Here is an 18,675-nt window from a genome sequence, read left to right on the forward strand (position 1 = left end):
ATAAAAAGGTTACATTTTATTAACACTTTCGTTTTGGAAATTAAAATTTGGGCTTAAATTTGAAGTGTGAAAGTAAGGTATAATTGTATTTTTGTTTGGAGATTTATATGAACAATGTAGGATATGATAAATTTAGGCGTGTAAAGTACTTGCGCGGACTTGAAAAATTTGCAAAGTCGGCTATAAGCGGGCTTAAAAGAGAGGATTATAATGAGGAGCAATTTCGCTTAAGAGTAGCTAAAAATGCCGAAATTTTGGCTAAAATAGAGCCTGTCTATCTTGACTCGGCTTATTCAAAAGCGCTTGAAAAATTTGTAAATTTAATCATCGCAAACAACGATAGAAATGAACTTTTGGACGCGGCGAATTCGCTTGAAAAGCTAAAAAATTCCAAAACATATAAAAAAGATAAACATAAAAATAGATACAAGGATGAAGATTGAAAACGATAATTTTTGATATGGACGGCACTTTGATAGATAGCTCAAAGGCCATTTGTGTGACTGTTAATGAAGTGCGTAGAGAGCTTGGATTTAAGAGTGATCTAAGTGAGGAATTTATAGTAAGAGCTATAAATGAAGTAGGACGAGATCTCGGCAAGGAATTTTATGGATTAAACGTCATAAATTCAAAGCTTAGAGACGGCTTTGAGGTCAAATTTAAGATAAATTACGATAAGTATGCAAGAGCTTATCAAGGAGTGGACGAACTGCTTAAAAAATGTGTAGAGGCAAACTATTTCGTAGCACTTGCCAGCAATGCACCCAATGAAACATTAAAAGATATTTTAATAAAAAGTAATATTTATAAATATTTTAATCATATCATAGGAGCCAGCAAGGATGTGCCTCAAAAGCCTGATCCGACTATGATAAATTTGCTTAAGGATATGGGTGGGTTTGGTAAGGTTTTGTTTGTGGGGGATAGTTATAAAGATGAGCTTGCGGCTATTAATGCCAAAGTAAGTTATATAAACGTATGTTGGGGGTTTGGAGCTAAGAGTAAGGAAGCTATAAATATATACGATACTCAAAAGGCATGGCAATATATCGAGACTTTGTAGTAACTACATAAAATAATACATATAAAAATACAAATTATTTTACATATAAATTTGGCTTAAAATATATTAAAATTAAGCCAAATTTTAATTTTTATCTTTTTATAACTTTAAAATTTCACTCCAAATTTCTTCAGGAAAAGTTCTTGTCTTTACAAAATTTTTCCAATATCCAAATTTTCAAATATCTTAACTGTTTTTCTGTATGAAACCAGTGTTCTGCTTCATTGCATATCGTCACAGAACAATTAAAATTACTGGCGAATTTAATTATGGTATCTATTTTAACCATCTCATCTTTTTTGCCATATAGTATTTCGGTAGGTAAATCCCATTTTTCAATAGGATTGTCTAAAACATATTTAAAATATTCCCAAGAAAGGATTTGTCCAAAATCTGTTTTGATAATTTTGCATTGTTCTAGTTGAGTAGCTGTTACATTGGCGTAGGACATCATATCTAAAATCAACTTCTTCATATCTAAAATTGGAGATACAAATAAGCAAGAATAAATTTTATCATTTTTATATGCCAGTATGCTAAAATAAGCGCCTATACTGGTTGCATACAGAGATATTTTAGGCCATCTATTTTTGATAAAATTCATAAGTGATTTTAATTCCGCAACCACATTTAAAGGATTAAACTTATCTTTTTCATACACTCTTTCGCCGTGTTCAGGCAAGTCAACGCTAATAACTTGCCAGCCGTGTTTGCATACTATTTTTGAAAACAATTCCGCTTCTTCTTTGTTGCCGTATTGTCCGTGTATGTAGATGCATATTTTTTCGCATGACTGACCCCATAAAATCGCTGGTATTTTACCGATATATATTTTTCTTCTTGCAAGATTCATTTTATAGCTCAAGCCGATATTAAAAATATTTGTATTGTTATTTTAACTTGTCATATCATTTTTTGTCAATCTATTTAATATTAATATTTGCTCTGGCACTTTTTAAAAATACAAAAAATCAGCTTGCAAATTTCTAATTCGTATTTATATAAAATTATTATTTAATATTATTTTATTTAAATATATACATAATAAAAAAGCGTCTTTTATAATCAAAATAAAAGTTTGTTTGGCTATAATAAATTTAAAATTTATTTAAAGGAAATTTATGGATTATGATATCTTTGCTCAAAATCCAAGAGATAAATTTTTTGATATTTTATTTAACGCAAACAGAAATTTGGTAGAAAACGAAATAGAAAAACTTCTTGAAAAATTCGTAGCGATGAGCATATATTGCGAACAAAGCGGATTTAGCGAAATTGCGCAAAACGCTTTTATAACGCAAAATCAAACCGAAATTCACGATAACTTGAACGATATCTATATCGGGATTAGTGGGGATATTTTAAGTCAAAATGAGTAAAATACTATTCGTTTTTTTTGTTTTTTTAGCGCCCTTGCAAGCGGCAAATATCGCCTTTGAAGAAGAGCATCTTTTCGAGCTTAAAAAAGACGAGTGGGCAAGGGTTTTTGTAACCGAAAAAGGCACTAGCGATCGCGATAGTTTTGACTTTAGATGGACACTTTTTGATAATACAAACATCATAGTCCATACTCGATATAGAAATTATCCAAGACAGCTTGTTCTTTCGCTTAGAAGAGGTCTTAAATCTTATAAGCAAAGCCTTATTCCCGATTACAAAATGCCGCCAAACGACATAGCTTGGTTACTTCTTGAATTTGATGATTTTAAGGGCGCGAAAGCGAACTTTAAAGTTTATATAAAAGATGAACCAAGACGCCTTGAGATCGAATTTAAAGATCCCAAAAGGCAGTAAATAAGGGGTTTTATGGATAAGATTGATGAAATAATGAGAGGTTTTATAGCCGAGCTTGACTATGAGCGTGCAGATGAAATTTTTAGCGAGATTAGCTCTGGCAAGAAGCTTCGCTCAAAGCTGATTTTAAAGATAGCGGGCGAAACTCAAGAGAGTCTTAAAATTTGTGCCGTTATTGAGCTGATTCACCTTGCAAGCTTGCTTCACGATGACGTGATAGACGGATCTGATACTAGGCGAGGCAAAGCTAGCATAAATGCAAAATTCGGAGCCAAAAACGCCATAATGCTTGGCGATATACTTTACTCTAAGGGATTTTTCGAGCTTTGCAAATTCGGCGAGAAAATCGCAAGCGTAATATCTGATGCGGTTTGCAAGCTAAGTATCGGCGAGATGATGGATGTGGAGCTTTCAAATTCTTTTAATACCGATAAAGAAGCCTATAAAAGGATGATTTATTATAAAACTGCCGTTCTTATAGAGGCTAGCTCCGCCGTAGGAGCTATTTTAGCGGGTCTTGATGAGAGTAAATTTAGAATTTACGGTAAAAATTTAGGACTTGCTTTTCAGATAATTGATGACATATTAGATATAACCCAAGATGCAAAAACTCTTGGAAAGCCGAATTTAAGCGATTTTAAAGAGGGAAAAACCACGCTTCCTTATATCTATCTTTATGAAAATTTAGACCAAGAGGGCAAAAACAGGCTTTTAAATCTCTTTAAAAAAGAGTTAAGCAGCGAAGAAAACGAATGGGTAAGAGCTAAGATGAGCGAATTTAATATCATAAAACGCTCTATAAAAGAGGCTAAAGATCTAGGCGAAGAGGCTATAAAAAGCATAGAAGAATTTGGCTTAGACGGGCTTAAAGATATAGTTAGAAGTATGATTGATAGGGAATTTTAATGCATTATTCAAGTGTGAGCTTCACACATAAAAATACCGACATCTCCGTTCGCGAGAGATTGTCGTTTTCAAATGTGGAGCGTAAAACGGAAATTTTAAGGCTTTTAAAATCAAGCTCAAACATAAACGAATGCATGGTTTTAAGCACCTGTAACAGGGTTGAGATCATGGCAAACGTAAAAGAGCTTGACGGAGCAAGCAAGCATATCTTGTCGTGTATAGCCGTGCTTTGCGGGATTGGCTACGAGGAGCTGCAAAGCAGAGCCGATATTTACGAGGATAACGGTGCGATACACCATCTTTTTGCGGTAGCCAGCTCACTTGATAGTTTGGTTATCGGCGAAACTCAGATAGCAGGTCAGCTTAAAGAGGCTTTTAGATTTGCCTGTGCGAACGAAAGTTGCGGCGTAAAGCTAAATATGGCGATAGACCATGCCTTTAAGTGCGCCGCGGAAGTTAGAAATAAGACTGAAATTTCTAAAAATCCGATATCCGTTTCAAGTGTGGCGGTTGCAAAGGCTAAAGAGCTGCTTGGCGGAAACATAAGCGGATCTATGGCGCTGATAATAGGCGCAGGAGAGATGGCGGAGCTTGCGGCTAAACACTTAATCAGCAACGGTGCCAGAGTAAAAGTGCTTAGCAGAAATATCGAGCGTGCCAAGAGTTTGGCAATGTCGCTGGGGTGCAATAACGCCTATGATAGTTTAGAAAATTTAAAAGAATACGTAAATAAATATCAGATGATTTTTTCGGCTACAGCGTCGCCTTATCCGATTATAGATGATACGATGATCAAGGAGCGGGAATTTACAAGATACTTCTTTGATATCGCCGTCCCTAGGGATATCGCCGTAACTCCTAGCGAAAAGGTGCAAATTTACGCGGTTGACGACTTGCAAGAGATCGTAAATAAAAACTTAGCCCTAAGAGAAGAGCAGGCTCAAGTAGCTTACGGTATAGTTGGAAAGCATACGGTTGAGTTTTATAAGCACATAAGAGAGCTTGCGGTAACGCCCGTTATAAAAGGCATAAGAGAGCAGGCTAAGCAGTGTGCCCAAAGAGAGCTTGAAAAGGCGATAAAAAAGGGCTATCTTAAAAATTCCGACAAGGATGAGGCGTATCGCTTGATACATCAGGTTTTTAAGGCGTTTTTGCATAAGCCTACGGTGAATTTAAAACACCTTTCAGAGGGTGCAAAAGCCGATATAACGGCAAAGCTTGTCGGGAAGATATTTGATGTGTCCGACGAAGCGCAGATAAAAGATGAAGAATTTGAATGGGAGAACGAGTAGTGAAATTTTCAAGATTATACGCACCTACTTCAAAGGAAGCGCCAAAAGACGCCAGCCTGCCAAGTCATATCTACTTGCTTAGAGGCGGATTTATCGAGCAGACGGGAAGCGGGCTTTATAACTTCTTGCCGCTTGGTAAAATCGTGCTTGATAAGATAAAAAGTGTCGTTAAAGAGGAGATGGATAACGCAGGAGCGCAAGAAATTTCCATGAGTATGGTTACAAGCGGCGAGCTTTGGAAAGAGAGCGGGCGATTTGATGTATTTGGCAAAGAGCTTTTGAGATTTAAGGATCGTAAAGAAAACGACTTTGTTCTAAGTCCTACGAACGAGGAGTCGGTTGTGGCTCTGGTTCGAGGTAAGGTTACTAGCTATAAGCAACTGCCTTTGAATTTGTATCAGATAAATACCAAATTTAGAGATGAGGCGCGCCCTCGCTTTGGACTGCTTAGAGGCCGTGAATTTTTGATGAAAGACGCTTATAGTTTTCATGCAAACGAAGAGGATCTAAAGCGCGAATTTGATCTTATGGAAGAGACCTACTCAAGAATTTTTACCCGTTTGGGGCTAAATTTTCGTGCGGTTGAAGCAGATAGCGGAGCGATAGGTGGAAGCGGAAGCAAGGAATTTATGGTTCTTGCAAACAACGGCGAAGACGATATCTTGGTATGCGATAGCTGTAAATACGCAGCAAATATAGAAGCCGCTAAAAGACAAAAGCGAACTAGCGATGCCCAAAGACCTGAAGCCGATGCGAGCAAATTTTATACTCCTAACGCAACAACCATAAAGGACATAGCCGAATTTTTTAGAGTTAGCGAATTTTATACCATAAAAGCGGTGATAAAAAAGGCTATTTATAAAGACGAAGAAAAGATCGTAGTGTTTTTTATCCGTGGTGATGACGAGCTTCAAGAGGTTAAGGCTACTAATGCGTGCGCAGCGCTTGAGATAATGGATGCTAACGAAGAAGAGATTTTGAAAGCTGGTATTGTAGCGGGATTTTGCGGACCGATCGGACTTAGCGGCGTGGAATTTTTTATCGATAAAGAGCTTGAAGGCGAAACGCAGATGATTTGCGGAGCCAACGAGAAGGATTATCATTTCGTGGGCGTTAGCGTTACTAACTTTAACTCGGATAGATTTAAGGATTTAGCAGAAGTTAAGCAAGGCGACAGATGTCCGCATTGCGGCGGAAAACTCAGCGTTAGCAAAGGCATTGAGGTAGGGCATATCTTTCAGCTTGGACAGAAATACTCAGCCGCGATGAATGCGACGTTCCTTGATGAAAACGGCAAAGCCAAGCCTTTTTATATGGGTTGTTACGGTATCGGAGTTAGTCGTTTGGTTGCCGTTATGATAGAAGCCAGCCATGATGAAAAGGGTTGTATCTGGAAAAAGGAGTGTGCGCCTTTTCATGTCCATATCATAATCTCAAATTTAAAAGATGAGGCGGGAGTAAAATTTGCAAATGAACTTTATAGCGAGCTTAAAAGCTTTGGTATTTCGACTCTGCTTGATGATAGAAATGAGAGATTTGGCGTTAAGATGAGTGAATTTGAACTTATAGGAATTCCTTATGCAGTCGTAATCGGAAAAGGTCTTGAAAGCGGCGAAGTCGAGTTTATAAATCGAGCAAATTTGCAAAAGACTTCCATTGCAAAAGATGAAATTTTAGCAAAGATCAAAGAGGCGTTATGCTAAGATTTCTTTTTATGCCTTATGTCGCGATTGAAGCGATATGCGCTTATTTTTTTATTAGCGAGTATGGATTTTTAACTCTTGTTTTAGAGGTTATCTCTACGGCTGTTTTGGGGATGTTTTTTATGTTTAGAGTTGGATTTTTTCAGCTTTTTTCAAGGATACTGCTTCTTAAGCCGAGCGATCTTTTCGGTGTCTTAGGAATGCCTATAGGCGGATTTTTTCTATTTCTTCCGGGTGTTGCTACGGATACTTTAGGCGTTATTCTTGTGATCTTTGCTCTGTTTTCAAATTTTAAAAATCCATCTTTAAAAAGCGAGCAGAGTAGAGAATTTCGTAGCTATAACAATGAAAGAAGCGGCGAGGAAGGCGAAATAATAGATGTTGAAGTTGTCGAAGAAGAGCGCAAATATAAATAAAGGTAAAAAATGAAAAATTTAAAAATAGCAACCAGAAAAAGTATCCTTGCAATGTGGCAAAGCGAGCATATAAGGGCTAAGATTTTAGAATTTCATAAGGATATAGAGGTAGAGCTTGTAGGCATGAAGACAAAAGGCGACGTTATACTTGATACTCCGCTTGCTAAGATCGGTGGTAAGGGACTTTTTACCAAAGAGCTTGAAGATAGTATGCTAAAAGGCGAAACGCATATCGCGGTTCATAGTCTAAAAGACGTGCCTGTGGCATTTCCTGATGGGCTCGTTCTTGCCGCTATTTGCTCGCGTGAGGATGTGCGAGATGCGATGATAAGCGAAAAATACTCTAAATTTGAAGAGTTGCCTAAGGGTGCCAAAGTAGGAACTACGAGCTTAAGGCGTAAAATGCAGCTTTTAAGAATGCGTCCTGATTTAGAAATCATCTCGCTTCGAGGAAACGTGCAAACTAGACTAAGAAAGCTAAAAGAGGGCGAATTTGACGCGATTATCCTAGCAATGGCGGGCATAAATCGCCTAAATTTAAAAGAAGAGGTAAAATTTATCTATCCGTTTGAACTAGATCAGATGATACCTGCGATGGGGCAGGGTGCGCTTGGGATAGAGGCTGTAGAAAACGAGGAAATTTTAAAAGCCATAGAGTTTTTGCGTGACGAAAGAGCCGTTATAGAGACAACCGTAGAGCGCGACTTCGTAACGCTGCTTGAGGGCGGTTGTCAAGTGCCTATCGGCATAAATGCAAAGCTTGATAAAGAACAAATTTGTATAAATGCGATCGTGGGACTTCCTGACGGAAGCGAAGTTTTACAAAAGAGCTTAACCGTGGCAAAGAGCGAATTTGCAACTGCCGGCAAAGAACTTGCGCGCGAATTTATCTCTAAGGGTGCCAAGGAGCTTTTAAGGCGAGCCGAAGAGATGGCAAACGAGGCATGAGAGCGCTTACGGCTCTTGGCTTAAGCTTTGCTATTGCTTTTGGAAGTTCAAATGTAGATATCATAAAAGAGCTTTTTACAAATCCGAATTTTGATAAAGCTAAGCATTTTAGAGGCGAAGCCGCTAGGCGAAATCATGATTTTAATATTAAAGGTTTTTATATAACCGAGATAACTCCTCTTGGCAGAGGTTATGAATTTGATGTTTTTAGAGTTAGTTTAAGCTCAAATGATGGCAACGAGCATTTTGATCTTTATGTTTATATGATTGAAGACGGAATTTATGCAGTTAGATCGCTGGCGATGACAGGCGTTATAAAAGATCTGATTTATCACTATGAAAAGATTAGTGATAAGCAGAGGAAAGATCTTGATCTTGAAAATTTAAAACTTACCGTGGCAAAAGACAGTGAGCTTATCAAATTCGGCAAAGAAAATTTGCATAAATTTGAGCGAATTTTTGAAATTTACGGCTCAAATTTTTCAGACAAAAACGATCAAATAGAGCGAATTTTGAAATCCTTACATCTATCGCATATAGAAAATAACGACAATATCTTTACGATAGTAGTCGGCGGTATGGTTGATAATATAGTCGGATTTTTTAGAGTAGAAAAAGAAGAAGATGCTCCTCTTATGCATGAAAATCTCTATATAATGATAGAAAAGATTGCTCCCAAATGGTATCTTTTTAAGATGACATAAAACGAAACAAGGAAAATTTATGCAAAAGTATATTGATTTATTAAAGCAGCATGATCTCTTAAAAATCATTGATAAACCCGTAGATATACACCTTGAGATAGCACATGCAAGTTATATCGAGGTTAAAAAGCCTGATAGCAAGGCGTTGCTTTTTACGAATCCCGTTTGTAAAAAATCGGGTCGTAAATTTGCTCCCGTACTTACAAATATATTTGGAAGTTTTGAAGCGACCAAGCTTATAATGGGAGTAGATCCTGATGAAGTGGCTAAGGAAATTTCAAATCTTTTAAAGCCAAAAAAGCCAAAGGGTTTTGCACAAAAGCTAAATTTCATGAGCTATCTTTTTGGTTTAAGAAATGTATTTACAAAGCGCATAAAAGGCGAAGGTGAGTGCCAGCAGGTGAAATTCAAAGGCGATGAGGTTGATCTCTTTAGTTTGCCTGTGCTTAAGACTTGGGAGCTTGACGGAGGCGCGTTTATCACGATGGGGCAAGTTTATACTCAAAGCCTTGATGGAGAGCTTGCGAATTTGGGCATGTATCGCTTGCAAATTTACGATAAAAATCGCCTTGGAATGCATTGGCAGATACATAAAGACGGCGCAAATTTCTTTAACGAGTATAAGCGTGCTGGCAAGAAGATGCCCGTATCCGTAGCGATCGGCGGTGATCCGCTTTATATCTGGTGCGGTCAGGCTCCTCTTCCAAAAGGCATTTTTGAGCTGCTTCTTTACGGCTTTATTAGAAAAAGCCCTGCTAAGCTTGTAAAATCGCTTACAAATGAAATTTACGTTCCGCATGATGTGGATTTTGTTATCGAAGGATTTGTTGATACCTCTAAAACCGAGCTTGAAGGACCTTTTGGCGATCATACGGGCTTTTATACGCCAATTGAGCCTTTTCCCGTGATGGATGTTACGGCGATTACGCATAAGCGAGAGCCGATTTTTCATGCGACCGTTGTGGGTAAGCCGCCGCTTGAAGATAAATATATGGGCTGGGCTACGGGGCGAATTTTCTTACCGCTTCTTCAGACTACCGTGCCTGAGCTGATTGATTATGATATGCCTGAAAACGGAGTGTTTCACAACCTTATCCTAGCAAAGCTTGAGACACTATATCCGGGGCATGCTAAGCAGGCTATGCATGCATTCTGGGGCGTTGGACAGATGAGCTTTGTCAAGCATGCGGTGTTTGTTGATGAGAGTGCACCAAATACTAGCGAGTATGATAAATTTACCGACTATATTTTAAACAGATTTGGAGTAAAAGGGCTTTTGATAACAGAAGGAGTTTGTGATCAGCTTGACCATGCCAGTCCAAATTCTTGCTATGGAGGTAAGCTTGGTATAGATGCGACTGCGGACTTTAGCGAAGGTGAGGTGGAAATTTTAGCCGATGATACTTTGTTTGAGAAATTTAAAGAGATTGATGAGGATGTTCTTGAGGTTAAGCAGTTTAAAACCGATACCAAATCTCCTATCTGCGTTATTAAATACAATAAAAAACGCCCTTTAAAAGAGACGCTTGATAAATTTATGCAGCTTAAACAGTACTTTAAAATAGTTGTTTTCGTAGGGGCTGAAAACTATCTTGAAAATCCATATATGCTCGTTTGGAGAGTTACTAATAACATAGACGCTATGCGCGATATATACATAAAACAAAGCGTGGTTTTTGTAGATGCTACGCAAAAAGGGGTTGAGGATGGCTATGATAGAGGGTGGCCAAAGCAGACTGATTGCACTCCTGAAGTCGTAAGAAGCCTCATTGAGCGCGGTATCGTTGAAAACGATGAGAATCTATTTAAAAAATTTGAGATATTTGGATAGATTACGCCCTTGCCCGAATTTGATTGAGTAAATTTGTTAAATTCGGGCGTAAAATTTTATATTTTTATTTTTTACAATTCTTTTTGCTATAAGATATCCTACTAAAATGTTACTAATTAACAATAATTTTTATATAGATTGAGTAAATTCTTAACTAATACGCATTTAAAATTATCATAATGGGATCAAAAATACTCATTTGCTCTTAAATTTGTAATATAATGTAACACATAAATTATTAAGGAGTAAAAATGAAAAAAATAACTACTTTAGCACTATCCTTGGCGGCTATCAGTTCGTTCGGCTTTGCAAAAGAGATAACCATAGCTGCGGTTATGCCGGTAACCGGTGCTGTTGCCGCTTATGGACAGACGGCTTACGAGGGAGTAACCTTGGCAAATAAAATGCGCCCGACCCTAAAAAACGGCGATACGATCAAGGTTGTTTTGCTTGATACAAGAGGCGAGAAGGTTGAGACTTCAAACGCCACCACAAGGGCTATCTCGCAAAATAAAGCTGTAGGTATCATCGGCGAGCTAATCACCGCTAACACCATGCAGGTAATGGCGATATCTGATAAAAACAAAATTCCCGTAATAGCGCCTGCTGCGACATCGGACAAGCTTCTTGATAATGTGAAATTTGGTAGCAGAGTTTGCTTTATGGATTCGTTTCAAGGCAAGGCTGCGGCTGAATTTGCGGCAAAGGATCTAGGATATAAAACTGCAGTTATCGTCGTGGATCAAGCTCAGGTGTATTCTCTTGGGCTTGCTAAGACGTTTGAGGCTGAATTTACCAAAAACGGCGGCAAGGTTTTAACAAAGCTTAGAATAAGCTCCGGAGATAAGGACTTTAAGGCGATAGTTTCACAGATAAAAAGCCAAAATCCAGACTTTGTCTATGTGCCTACGTATCATCCGGAAGCGGCTTTGCTAGCGCGCCAAGCCAAGCAAATAAATTTAAATAAACCTATGCTTGGATCAGACGGTGTGGCAAATCCAACCTTCATAGAGCTTGGCGGAGATTCGGTAGACGGATTTATCTTTAGCGATTCGTTTGACGCTTCAAATCCTCCTACAGAGCTTTCAAAGAAATTTTTAGACGAGTATGAAAAAGATAAAGGTACAAGAGATATAGCGGGCTTTACGGCTCTTGGAGCGGACGCTTATTTTGTAATGGTTGAGGCTATGGATAAGTGCGCAGATCCTAGCGATTCGGTTTGTGTAAACGATCAAATTCACCAAACTAAAGAATTTTCAGGCGTTTCGGGTGTAATTAGTATAGACTCTAAGGGAAATGCCATCCGCTCTGTCGTAATGAAAGAGATAGTTGGCGGCAAACCGACGTTTAAAGCAAACGTTAATCCTTAAAATTTAAATACTTTAAACTCGGAGTGATGATGGAATTTTCACTATTTTTACAAAATATGGTGAACGGTTTTAGCCTTGGTAGTATGTATGCACTTATTGCCATAGGCTATACTATGGTTTATGGGGTTTTAAGGCTTATAAATTTCGCTCACGGCGATATCATGATGGTAGGGGCTTATGTCTGCTTTTTTGGTATGGTTTCTTTAAATTTGCCATTTATCGCGGCGGTTGTCTTTGCCGTAACCATATGCGCAGCCCTTGGTATCATAACGGACACGATAGCTTATAAGCCGCTTCGTAAAGCGCCTAGAATTTCGCTACTCATTACCGCGATTGGCATTAGTTTTTTACTTGAAAATCTATTTAACGTTATTTTTGGTAGCGAGGCTAAAGCCTTTGTCATACCGCAATATCTGCAAAAAGTCTTAACGTTTGGAGATATTACTTTGGCTATGAGCGCGGTTTTTGTTCCTATCATCACTCTTGTTTTATTGGTTATTACGCTTTTTATACTTTACCGCACCAAATACGGAATGGCGATAAGAGCGCTTGCCTTTGATATCCATACCGTAAATTTAATGGGAATAGACGCAAATTTGATTATTGCGATAGTATTTGCGCTTGGTTCTATGCTTGCAGCTATCGGTGGCGTGTTTTGGTCGCTAAATTACCCGTCTATCGAGCCTATGATGGGAGTTTTGATAGGTCTTAAAGCCTTTGCCGCAGCCGTTCTTGGAGGCATAGGATCGGTTGGCGGAGCCGTGCTTGGAGGATTTATCATAGGATTTACGGAAGTTGTCGTAGTATCTTTAAGTCCTGAATTTTCAGGCTTTAAAGATGCTTTTGCTTTTATATTTTTGATTCTTATACTTATATTTAAGCCTACGGGAATTTTAGGCTATGACTTTGAAAAGAGTAGGTTTTAGATGAGAGTTCCTAAGATTACGCATATCATATTTTTTGCTTTGGCTGTGGGTTTTTTGGTTATATCTCATTATATTTTTGATGATTACTCTTTGAGGGTTTTAAACAATATCGCCATTTTTATTATCTTGGCGGTTAGTTACAACCTTATAAACGGCGTTACAGGACAGTTTTCGCTTGAGCCAAATGGCTTTGTGGCGGTTGGAGCTTATGTGGCTGCTCTTATACTTCTTGATGCGGACGCTAAAAACTATCAGTTTGATCTTGAAAGTCCTGCAGCATTTGTCCTTTGGCTTCACTCGTCAAATTTCTTGCTAGCTCTTCTTGCCGCAGGAGTTTGTGCTACTATACTTGCTTTGGTTCTTTCCTTTCCGGTATTTCGCGTAAGGGGCGATTATCTAGCTATTGTTACGCTTGGCTTTGGTTTTATTATTAAAATTTTAGCCATCAACTATCCGTCCATCACAAACGGATCACTTGGACTTAGCTCCATACCTCAGCACGCTACGCTTTATTATACGGGTGGGATTGCTATTATTAGCGTTATTATGGTGCTAAATATAGTTTATTCGAAATTCGGTCGCGCGATGAAAGCCGTAAGAGATGACGAGGATGCGGCACTTGCTATGGGTGTAAATACCTTTGCCGTTAAGACTACCGCTTTTAGCACCTCGGCGTTTTTAGAAGGTGTCGGCGGAGGGCTTTGGGCGTGCTCGTTTGCCTCTATCGTGCCGAATGAGTTTGATTTTTATCTAACTTTCCAGCTGCTTATTATCATCGTTCTTGGCGGACTTGGCTCTATGACGGGAGCTATTTTAGGCACTATCTTGGTGATAGGAGGCGGAGAGTGGCTTAGATTTTTAGATGAGCCGATAAGCATGTTTGGTCATACATTTGATGCGATGCCTGGGCTTAGAATGATTGTGTTTTCGGTTATACTTATACTTGTTATGCTGTTTGCAAGAGAGGGAATTTTTGGCAAAAGAGAGCTAACGGATGTAGCTAGATCGGCTATCAAAAGGCTTAAACGATGATTTTAGAGCTAAAAAATATCAGTAAGAAATTTGGCGGAGTAACTGCTATAAACGACACAAGTTTTCATGTAAACGAAAGTGAAATTTTTGGTCTTATAGGTCCAAACGGTGCTGGTAAGACGACTATCTTTAATATCATCACGGGCAATTACGAACCAAGCGGCGGAGAGGTTAAATTTAACGGCGTTACGCTAAACGGCAAAAAGCCAAACGTTATCGTTAGGCACGGCATAGCAAGGACATTTCAAAATATCCGCCTTTTTAGCTCTATGAGCGTGCTTGAAAACGTCTTAATCGGACTTGATGGACATATAAAATATAGCTTTATCGAGAGTATTTTGCACATGGGACGCTTTCATAAAGAGGAGCGAATCGCACGCGAAAAAGCCATGGATATACTTAACGAGCTAAATTTAAGCGGTTATGCGAACGAGCCTGCTACAAGCTTAAGTTACGGGGTTCAAAGGAAGGTCGAGATAGCTAGAGCTATGGCGACAAATCCCAAGCTCTTGCTGCTAGATGAACCTGCAGCAGGCATGAATCCTATAGAGACCGAAGATCTTGCTGAGCTTATCTTTATGCTTAGGGAAAAATACAAGCTTAGTATTTTACTTATAGAGCATGACATGAAGTTTGTTAATCGCCTTTGCGAGCGCGTTTTGGTACTTGATTACGGTAAGGTAATTTTTGAGGGTAAGCCAAGCGACGCCGTGCGTAACGAAAAGGTCGTATCTGCTTATTTGGGAGATTTTATTCAATGATTAGCGTTAAAGATTTGCACGTTTATTACGGACTTATAGAAGCTGTTAAAGGGATAGATTTTGAGGTTAAAACAGGTGATATCGTCTCTCTTATCGGCTCAAATGGTGCTGGTAAAACCTCTACTTTAAACGCGCTTTTAAACAGCGTTAAAAAGACAGGCGAGATAAATTTCTTGGGTTATGATACAAGAAGGCACAAGACTCATACTCTTGTTAGGCACGGCATAGCGCTGGTTCCTGAAGGTAGGAGAGTGTTTATAAATTTGACGGTTGATGAAAATTTACGTATGGGCGCTTTTAATAACGACGAAAACTACGAGCACTTACGCTCTCAAATGTATAGACTATTTCCTCGCTTGGCGGATAAAAAGCAGCAACTTGCAGGAACTTTAAGCGGCGGAGAGGCGCAGATGCTGGCCATCTCACGTGCGCTAATGAGTGAGCCTAAGCTACTTATGCTTGATGAACCTAGCCTTGGGCTTGCGCCAAAGATAGTAGGAGAGGTCTTTAATACCATAGTTAGGCTAAAAGAGGAGGGTATAACCATACTTTTAGTCGAGCAAAACGCCTTTGCAGCACTTAAGATAAGCGACTACGCATACGTGCTTGAAAACGGAAAAATCGCTATGCAAGGTGTTGCAAAAGATATGATAGGCAATGATGAGATCAGGCGCAAATATCTTGGGGCTTAAATTCGGTGTTTAAATTTAAAGAGATCTTTTGCAAATAGACTTAAAAACTATCGTTATCGCTATACTAGTTTTAATCCTGATAGCTCTTTTAATAAGGCTTTCGCGAAAAACAAAGATCAAACAAACTCGCTATAAAAGCGATAGTGGCGACATGGTAAAGAGTAGGGCGGAGCTGGTTATCGCAAACTGGCTCTTTTATCGCAGAGTGAAATTTATCTACGAGAAAAAGGCGAATGCAAATCAGCGAGTGATTAGCGATTTTTATCTGGTTGATTATGATGTTTATATCGAATTTTGGGGGCTTGAAACGCCTGCTTATCTTAAGCGTAAGAAAAAGAAGATTAAAATTTACAAGAAAAACCGCCTTAAGTTAATTGAGATGAACGACGATAGCCTAAGGGATCTTAATCAATTTTTTCAAATAGAATTTGCCAAATTTAACATTAAGTATATAAATTTGGCAAAGTAAAATAGTGTCTAAGAAAATTTAGACTCGTCTTTGATGTCTTTCCACAAGCTATGTCTGTGTTTGGCGTATTTTGCATCTATTTTACCGCTAAACATACCGCTTAAAAGTGGGCGATTTGCTTTTGGAATGAAAGCCAATAGATGAGCTATTATAAATAGAATTATTAAAATTAGCCCTAAATTGTGAAGCAGTGCTACCCATAGGTAAAGATCGTTTGAGATATCAAATCCGAGTATATTTTTATACGATTTTATCATGCCCGTAACTATTAAAAGCGCTATTATAAGCACTCCGCCAAGATATGCTATGCGCTGTTCAGGTAGATATTTATCGCTTGCAGGCTCGTCCGAACCCGTAATCATCGCTTTTATCACAAGAAAGCTGTTTTTGATATCTCCTTTTTTTGGAAATATATCAAATTCGCGCTTCATAGAGTGATATATCACGTGATAAAATGCAAAAAATATAAGCGCCACTGAGAACATATAGTGTAGGCTTAGTGTGAAAAAATACTCTCCACTCCATTCAAAAATTTTGGTTATGTTGTATCTTTTTGCTACCGGCATTTGTAAAATTCCGGTTACTATCAGTCCAAATATACTTATAGCTATTCCCCAATGTATAACGCGGTTTTGCAAGCTCTGTCTCTTTATCTTTTGTTTATTGGCATTTGATCTCATTTTTTCTCTTTTATACTCTTTATGACGGCTATGCTCGCAGCACCAAATGCTGCAATAGGAGTTACTAGAGTTGCAGCTGCTAGAAATTGCGATTTTTCCATAGGGTTTAGATGATTTTTCATATCCATTATTCCCATTTTTGGCTTGTTCTCATATTTTTTGGATATTGCGTTATCAATTTTATTAAAATCAACAGAGCTTACATAAATGGTTGATGTGCCGCCATTTTCATCCATACCGTATATAAAGCGAGTTTTTTTCATCTCGTTTGCAATGGCGAAAATTTCATCTCGCTTTCCGAATTTTATAGCGTTTTTAGGACAGGCGATCTCGCATGCCGGATTTTTGTTCTGTTCTAGCAGTTCCTTGCACATATCGCACTTAAACATCACTCCACCGCCTGCTAGTTTTGGCATAACTTTTAGATATATTCCCACTCCTGCTTGCCTTTGAGGCACGCCCCACGGACAAGCATCCCTACACTTTGCGCCACCCACGCAAAAATCTTTGTCTATATCCACCGCACCCTCTTTGCTCTTACTTATAACGCCAAAAGGGCAGATTTTTTGACAGGGAGGATGATCGCAGTGCATGCAGCGTCTAGGGATATAAAGCGTTTTTCCATCTACTTCTAGTTTTTCTATATATGTGAAGTTATATGGAGTAAGCCTTGAGATATTATCCTTTTGTTTTGAGTAGTCCTCATGCTTAGTCTGCGGCCAGTAGTCCATGATCGGCTCTTTTGGAACCGGAAATATAGGCTCATTTTTGATTTTACAGGCTTTTACGCATAGAGGCATAGTCTCGTTTACGCAACCGTCGCAAAGATCTACGTCTATTATGCTGGCTATTTGTTTATCACTCAAGGCTTTAGCCTCGGCGACAGTCGCTCCAAGCGCAGAAACAGCGCTAAATTTGAAGAAATTTCGTCTATTCATCGCTAATCCTTTTTGTTTATGATACTAACATGCTTGGAATTTGTCAGTGATAATGTTACGAAAAGCGACTTGTATAAAACTATGATTTTAAATTTAGACCAATCTTACTTTTAGCTTATGATTTTTTATACTTATTGGAATTTCGCCGTTTGCTAGGCTTACAAGCTCGGCTGTGCGTAGGATATAAAATTTTTCCAAGCTTCTACCGATTGATTTTTGCAGTTTGTTTGAAAGCGTATCAAACATATAAAAGGCTTGTTCGTTATCAACCAGTAAAAAATCAGCTCCGCTATCAAACGCGTCAAATAAAATTTTGCCGGCAAGTTTAAAGGCAAGCTCGTCATTTAGTCCGATCAATTCAAATCCGCAAGGCAAATTTTGGCTATCGGTGCTGATAAATTTTGCCTTTAGACTTCTTATCTCGTCCGAAATTTCACCGTAGCTTGCGATTGTAAAATCCTTAAAATCATGTTTGAAATTTAGTTTTTCTATTTTCATTTCAGCACTCAGAGCAGGCAGTTTTCTTTCGGGCTCTTTTAAATTTGATTTTATGAATTCTAAAGCCCCTTTGTAAATTTCATCATTCCAAAATATCCGCTCTTTTAAATCTCCCGCTATCCATACGCCAAATTTGCTATCGCTTACGACGGCTAAAATTTCATCTTTTTTATCAGGATATTTTTCGCATAGAAATTTAGCAAATATTATCGTGCTTGAGCCTATGAAATTTGGCTCAAATTCACTCATAAATCCTGCATAAAAATACGGCTTTAGGTTCTCGTAAAATTTAGTATCCTCTTTTGTATAAAATTTACTAAATAGCTTGATTTTCCCCATAAAGTCGTCATCGTTTATGATGAGATCTTTTACCGCTCTTTTTGTGCTTAAAGGCTCTATGATAAGAGTGCTCTCAAAGCGGTTTAAGATTAGATCAAAGTTCGTATCTAGGCTAACTACTACGCCGTTTATCTTTACAAATTTAACCCCTTCAAAATCAAAATACGGATCGTTTTTTTTAATATCCTCTAGTAAATCTTGTAAGTTTTTAAAGTTGTAGTTTTCAAAAAAATATGGTTTGTGGTATCTTAATACATCGTTTTTGGCGTTAAATCTAAAAATTCTCACTTCAAGCATCTGCCGTCCTTTTAAG

Annotated in this window: 21 protein-coding genes; 17 read left to right on the plus strand and 4 right to left on the minus strand. The window is 38.3% G+C overall.

Features of this window, described 5'->3' with window-relative positions:
• The first annotated feature begins 107 nt into the window (after positions 1 to 107).
• Both ACHJH3_RS04465 and ACHJH3_RS04470 read left to right on the plus strand, forming a co-directional pair.
• Positions 108 to 443 carry a hypothetical protein gene (locus tag ACHJH3_RS04465; protein WP_407063752.1) on the plus strand — a complete coding sequence of 112 codons (336 nt, stop codon included), beginning with the start codon at positions 108 to 110 and terminating at the stop codon, positions 441 to 443.
• Positions 440 to 1,063 (plus strand): HAD family hydrolase, encoded by a 624-nt coding sequence (locus ACHJH3_RS04470; protein WP_407063753.1) that lies wholly within the window; start codon positions 440 to 442, stop codon positions 1,061 to 1,063. The genes ACHJH3_RS04465 and ACHJH3_RS04470 overlap by 4 nt, the downstream gene beginning before the upstream one ends.
• A gap of 130 nt (positions 1,064 to 1,193) precedes the next feature.
• On the opposite strand, the gene ACHJH3_RS04475 is transcribed toward ACHJH3_RS04470, so the two are convergent.
• Positions 1,194 to 1,916: an alpha/beta hydrolase gene (locus tag ACHJH3_RS04475; RefSeq protein ID WP_407063754.1), complete on the minus strand. Its 723-nt coding sequence runs from the start codon at positions 1,914 to 1,916 to the stop codon at positions 1,194 to 1,196.
• 268 nt (positions 1,917 to 2,184) lie between these two features.
• Between ACHJH3_RS04475 and ACHJH3_RS04480 the strand changes: the two genes are divergently transcribed.
• From ACHJH3_RS04480 to ACHJH3_RS04550, 15 genes are all read left to right on the plus strand, one after another.
• Positions 2,185 to 2,442 carry a DUF2018 family protein gene (locus ACHJH3_RS04480; protein ID WP_407063755.1) on the plus strand — a complete coding sequence of 86 codons (258 nt, stop codon included), beginning with the start codon at positions 2,185 to 2,187 and terminating at the stop codon, positions 2,440 to 2,442.
• Positions 2,435 to 2,857 carry a hypothetical protein gene (locus tag ACHJH3_RS04485; RefSeq protein WP_407063756.1) on the plus strand — a complete coding sequence of 141 codons (423 nt, stop codon included), beginning with the start codon at positions 2,435 to 2,437 and terminating at the stop codon, positions 2,855 to 2,857. Before ACHJH3_RS04480 ends, ACHJH3_RS04485 begins: the two co-directional genes overlap by 8 nt.
• Before the next feature lie 12 nt (positions 2,858 to 2,869).
• Complete coding sequence (locus ACHJH3_RS04490; RefSeq protein WP_407063757.1) at positions 2,870 to 3,763, plus strand: polyprenyl synthetase family protein; 894 nt, start codon at positions 2,870 to 2,872, stop codon at positions 3,761 to 3,763.
• Entirely contained in the window at positions 3,763 to 5,055 is a 1,293-nt protein-coding gene (gene hemA, locus ACHJH3_RS04495) for a glutamyl-tRNA reductase (RefSeq protein ID WP_407063758.1), read from the plus strand. The genes ACHJH3_RS04490 and hemA overlap by 1 nt, the downstream gene beginning before the upstream one ends.
• Positions 5,055 to 6,758: a proline--tRNA ligase gene (locus tag ACHJH3_RS04500; RefSeq protein ID WP_407063813.1), complete on the plus strand. Its 1,704-nt coding sequence runs from the start codon at positions 5,055 to 5,057 to the stop codon at positions 6,756 to 6,758. The genes hemA and ACHJH3_RS04500 overlap by 1 nt, the downstream gene beginning before the upstream one ends.
• Positions 6,752 to 7,174 (plus strand): FxsA family protein, encoded by a 423-nt coding sequence (locus tag ACHJH3_RS04505; RefSeq protein WP_407063759.1) that lies wholly within the window; start codon positions 6,752 to 6,754, stop codon positions 7,172 to 7,174. The genes ACHJH3_RS04500 and ACHJH3_RS04505 overlap by 7 nt, the downstream gene beginning before the upstream one ends.
• A 9-nt stretch (positions 7,175 to 7,183) precedes the next feature.
• Positions 7,184 to 8,122, plus strand: a complete 939-nt coding sequence (gene hemC, locus ACHJH3_RS04510; RefSeq protein ID WP_407063760.1) for a hydroxymethylbilane synthase — start codon at positions 7,184 to 7,186, stop codon at positions 8,120 to 8,122.
• The gene (locus tag ACHJH3_RS04515) at positions 8,119 to 8,826 is read left to right on the plus strand and encodes a hypothetical protein (RefSeq protein WP_407063761.1); all 708 of its coding nucleotides are present in this window, start codon (positions 8,119 to 8,121) and stop codon (positions 8,824 to 8,826) included. The genes hemC and ACHJH3_RS04515 overlap by 4 nt, the downstream gene beginning before the upstream one ends.
• Before the next feature lie 19 nt (positions 8,827 to 8,845).
• A complete protein-coding gene (locus ACHJH3_RS04520; RefSeq protein WP_407063762.1) occupies positions 8,846 to 10,657 on the plus strand; it encodes a menaquinone biosynthesis decarboxylase in 1,812 nt (603 codons plus the stop codon).
• A gap of 251 nt (positions 10,658 to 10,908) precedes the next feature.
• Entirely contained in the window at positions 10,909 to 12,027 is a 1,119-nt protein-coding gene (locus ACHJH3_RS04525) for an ABC transporter substrate-binding protein (RefSeq protein WP_407063763.1), read from the plus strand.
• 29 nt (positions 12,028 to 12,056) lie between these two features.
• A complete protein-coding gene (locus ACHJH3_RS04530) occupies positions 12,057 to 12,953 on the plus strand; it encodes a branched-chain amino acid ABC transporter permease (protein WP_407063764.1) in 897 nt (298 codons plus the stop codon).
• On the plus strand, positions 12,954 to 13,985 hold the full coding sequence (locus ACHJH3_RS04535; protein WP_407063765.1) for a branched-chain amino acid ABC transporter permease: 1,032 nt from the start codon (positions 12,954 to 12,956) through the stop codon (positions 13,983 to 13,985).
• Complete coding sequence (locus ACHJH3_RS04540; RefSeq protein ID WP_407063766.1) at positions 13,982 to 14,746, plus strand: ABC transporter ATP-binding protein; 765 nt, start codon at positions 13,982 to 13,984, stop codon at positions 14,744 to 14,746. Before ACHJH3_RS04535 ends, ACHJH3_RS04540 begins: the two co-directional genes overlap by 4 nt.
• Entirely contained in the window at positions 14,743 to 15,438 is a 696-nt protein-coding gene (locus tag ACHJH3_RS04545; protein WP_169941504.1) for an ABC transporter ATP-binding protein, read from the plus strand. The genes ACHJH3_RS04540 and ACHJH3_RS04545 overlap by 4 nt, the downstream gene beginning before the upstream one ends.
• Before the next feature lie 28 nt (positions 15,439 to 15,466).
• Positions 15,467 to 15,907 (plus strand): helicase IV, encoded by a 441-nt coding sequence (locus ACHJH3_RS04550; protein ID WP_407063767.1) that lies wholly within the window; start codon positions 15,467 to 15,469, stop codon positions 15,905 to 15,907.
• A gap of 8 nt (positions 15,908 to 15,915) precedes the next feature.
• On the opposite strand, the gene ACHJH3_RS04555 is transcribed toward ACHJH3_RS04550, so the two are convergent.
• From ACHJH3_RS04555 to ACHJH3_RS04565, 3 genes are all read right to left on the minus strand, one after another.
• Positions 15,916 to 16,587, minus strand: a complete 672-nt coding sequence (locus ACHJH3_RS04555) for a cytochrome b/b6 domain-containing protein (protein WP_407063768.1) — start codon at positions 16,585 to 16,587, stop codon at positions 15,916 to 15,918.
• Positions 16,584 to 17,525 carry a 4Fe-4S dicluster domain-containing protein gene (locus ACHJH3_RS04560; protein ID WP_407063769.1) on the minus strand — a complete coding sequence of 314 codons (942 nt, stop codon included), beginning with the start codon at positions 17,523 to 17,525 and terminating at the stop codon, positions 16,584 to 16,586. The genes ACHJH3_RS04555 and ACHJH3_RS04560 overlap by 4 nt, the downstream gene beginning before the upstream one ends.
• A 93-nt stretch (positions 17,526 to 17,618) precedes the next feature.
• On the minus strand, positions 17,619 to 18,659 hold the full coding sequence (locus ACHJH3_RS04565; protein WP_407063770.1) for an HdrB C-terminal domain-containing protein: 1,041 nt from the start codon (positions 18,657 to 18,659) through the stop codon (positions 17,619 to 17,621).
• Between the last annotated feature and the right edge of the window lie 16 nt (positions 18,660 to 18,675).

It is taken from the genome of Campylobacter canis, from assembly GCF_045504005.1.
GTDB classification, from domain to species: Bacteria; Campylobacterota; Campylobacteria; order Campylobacterales; family Campylobacteraceae; genus Campylobacter_A; species Campylobacter_A canis.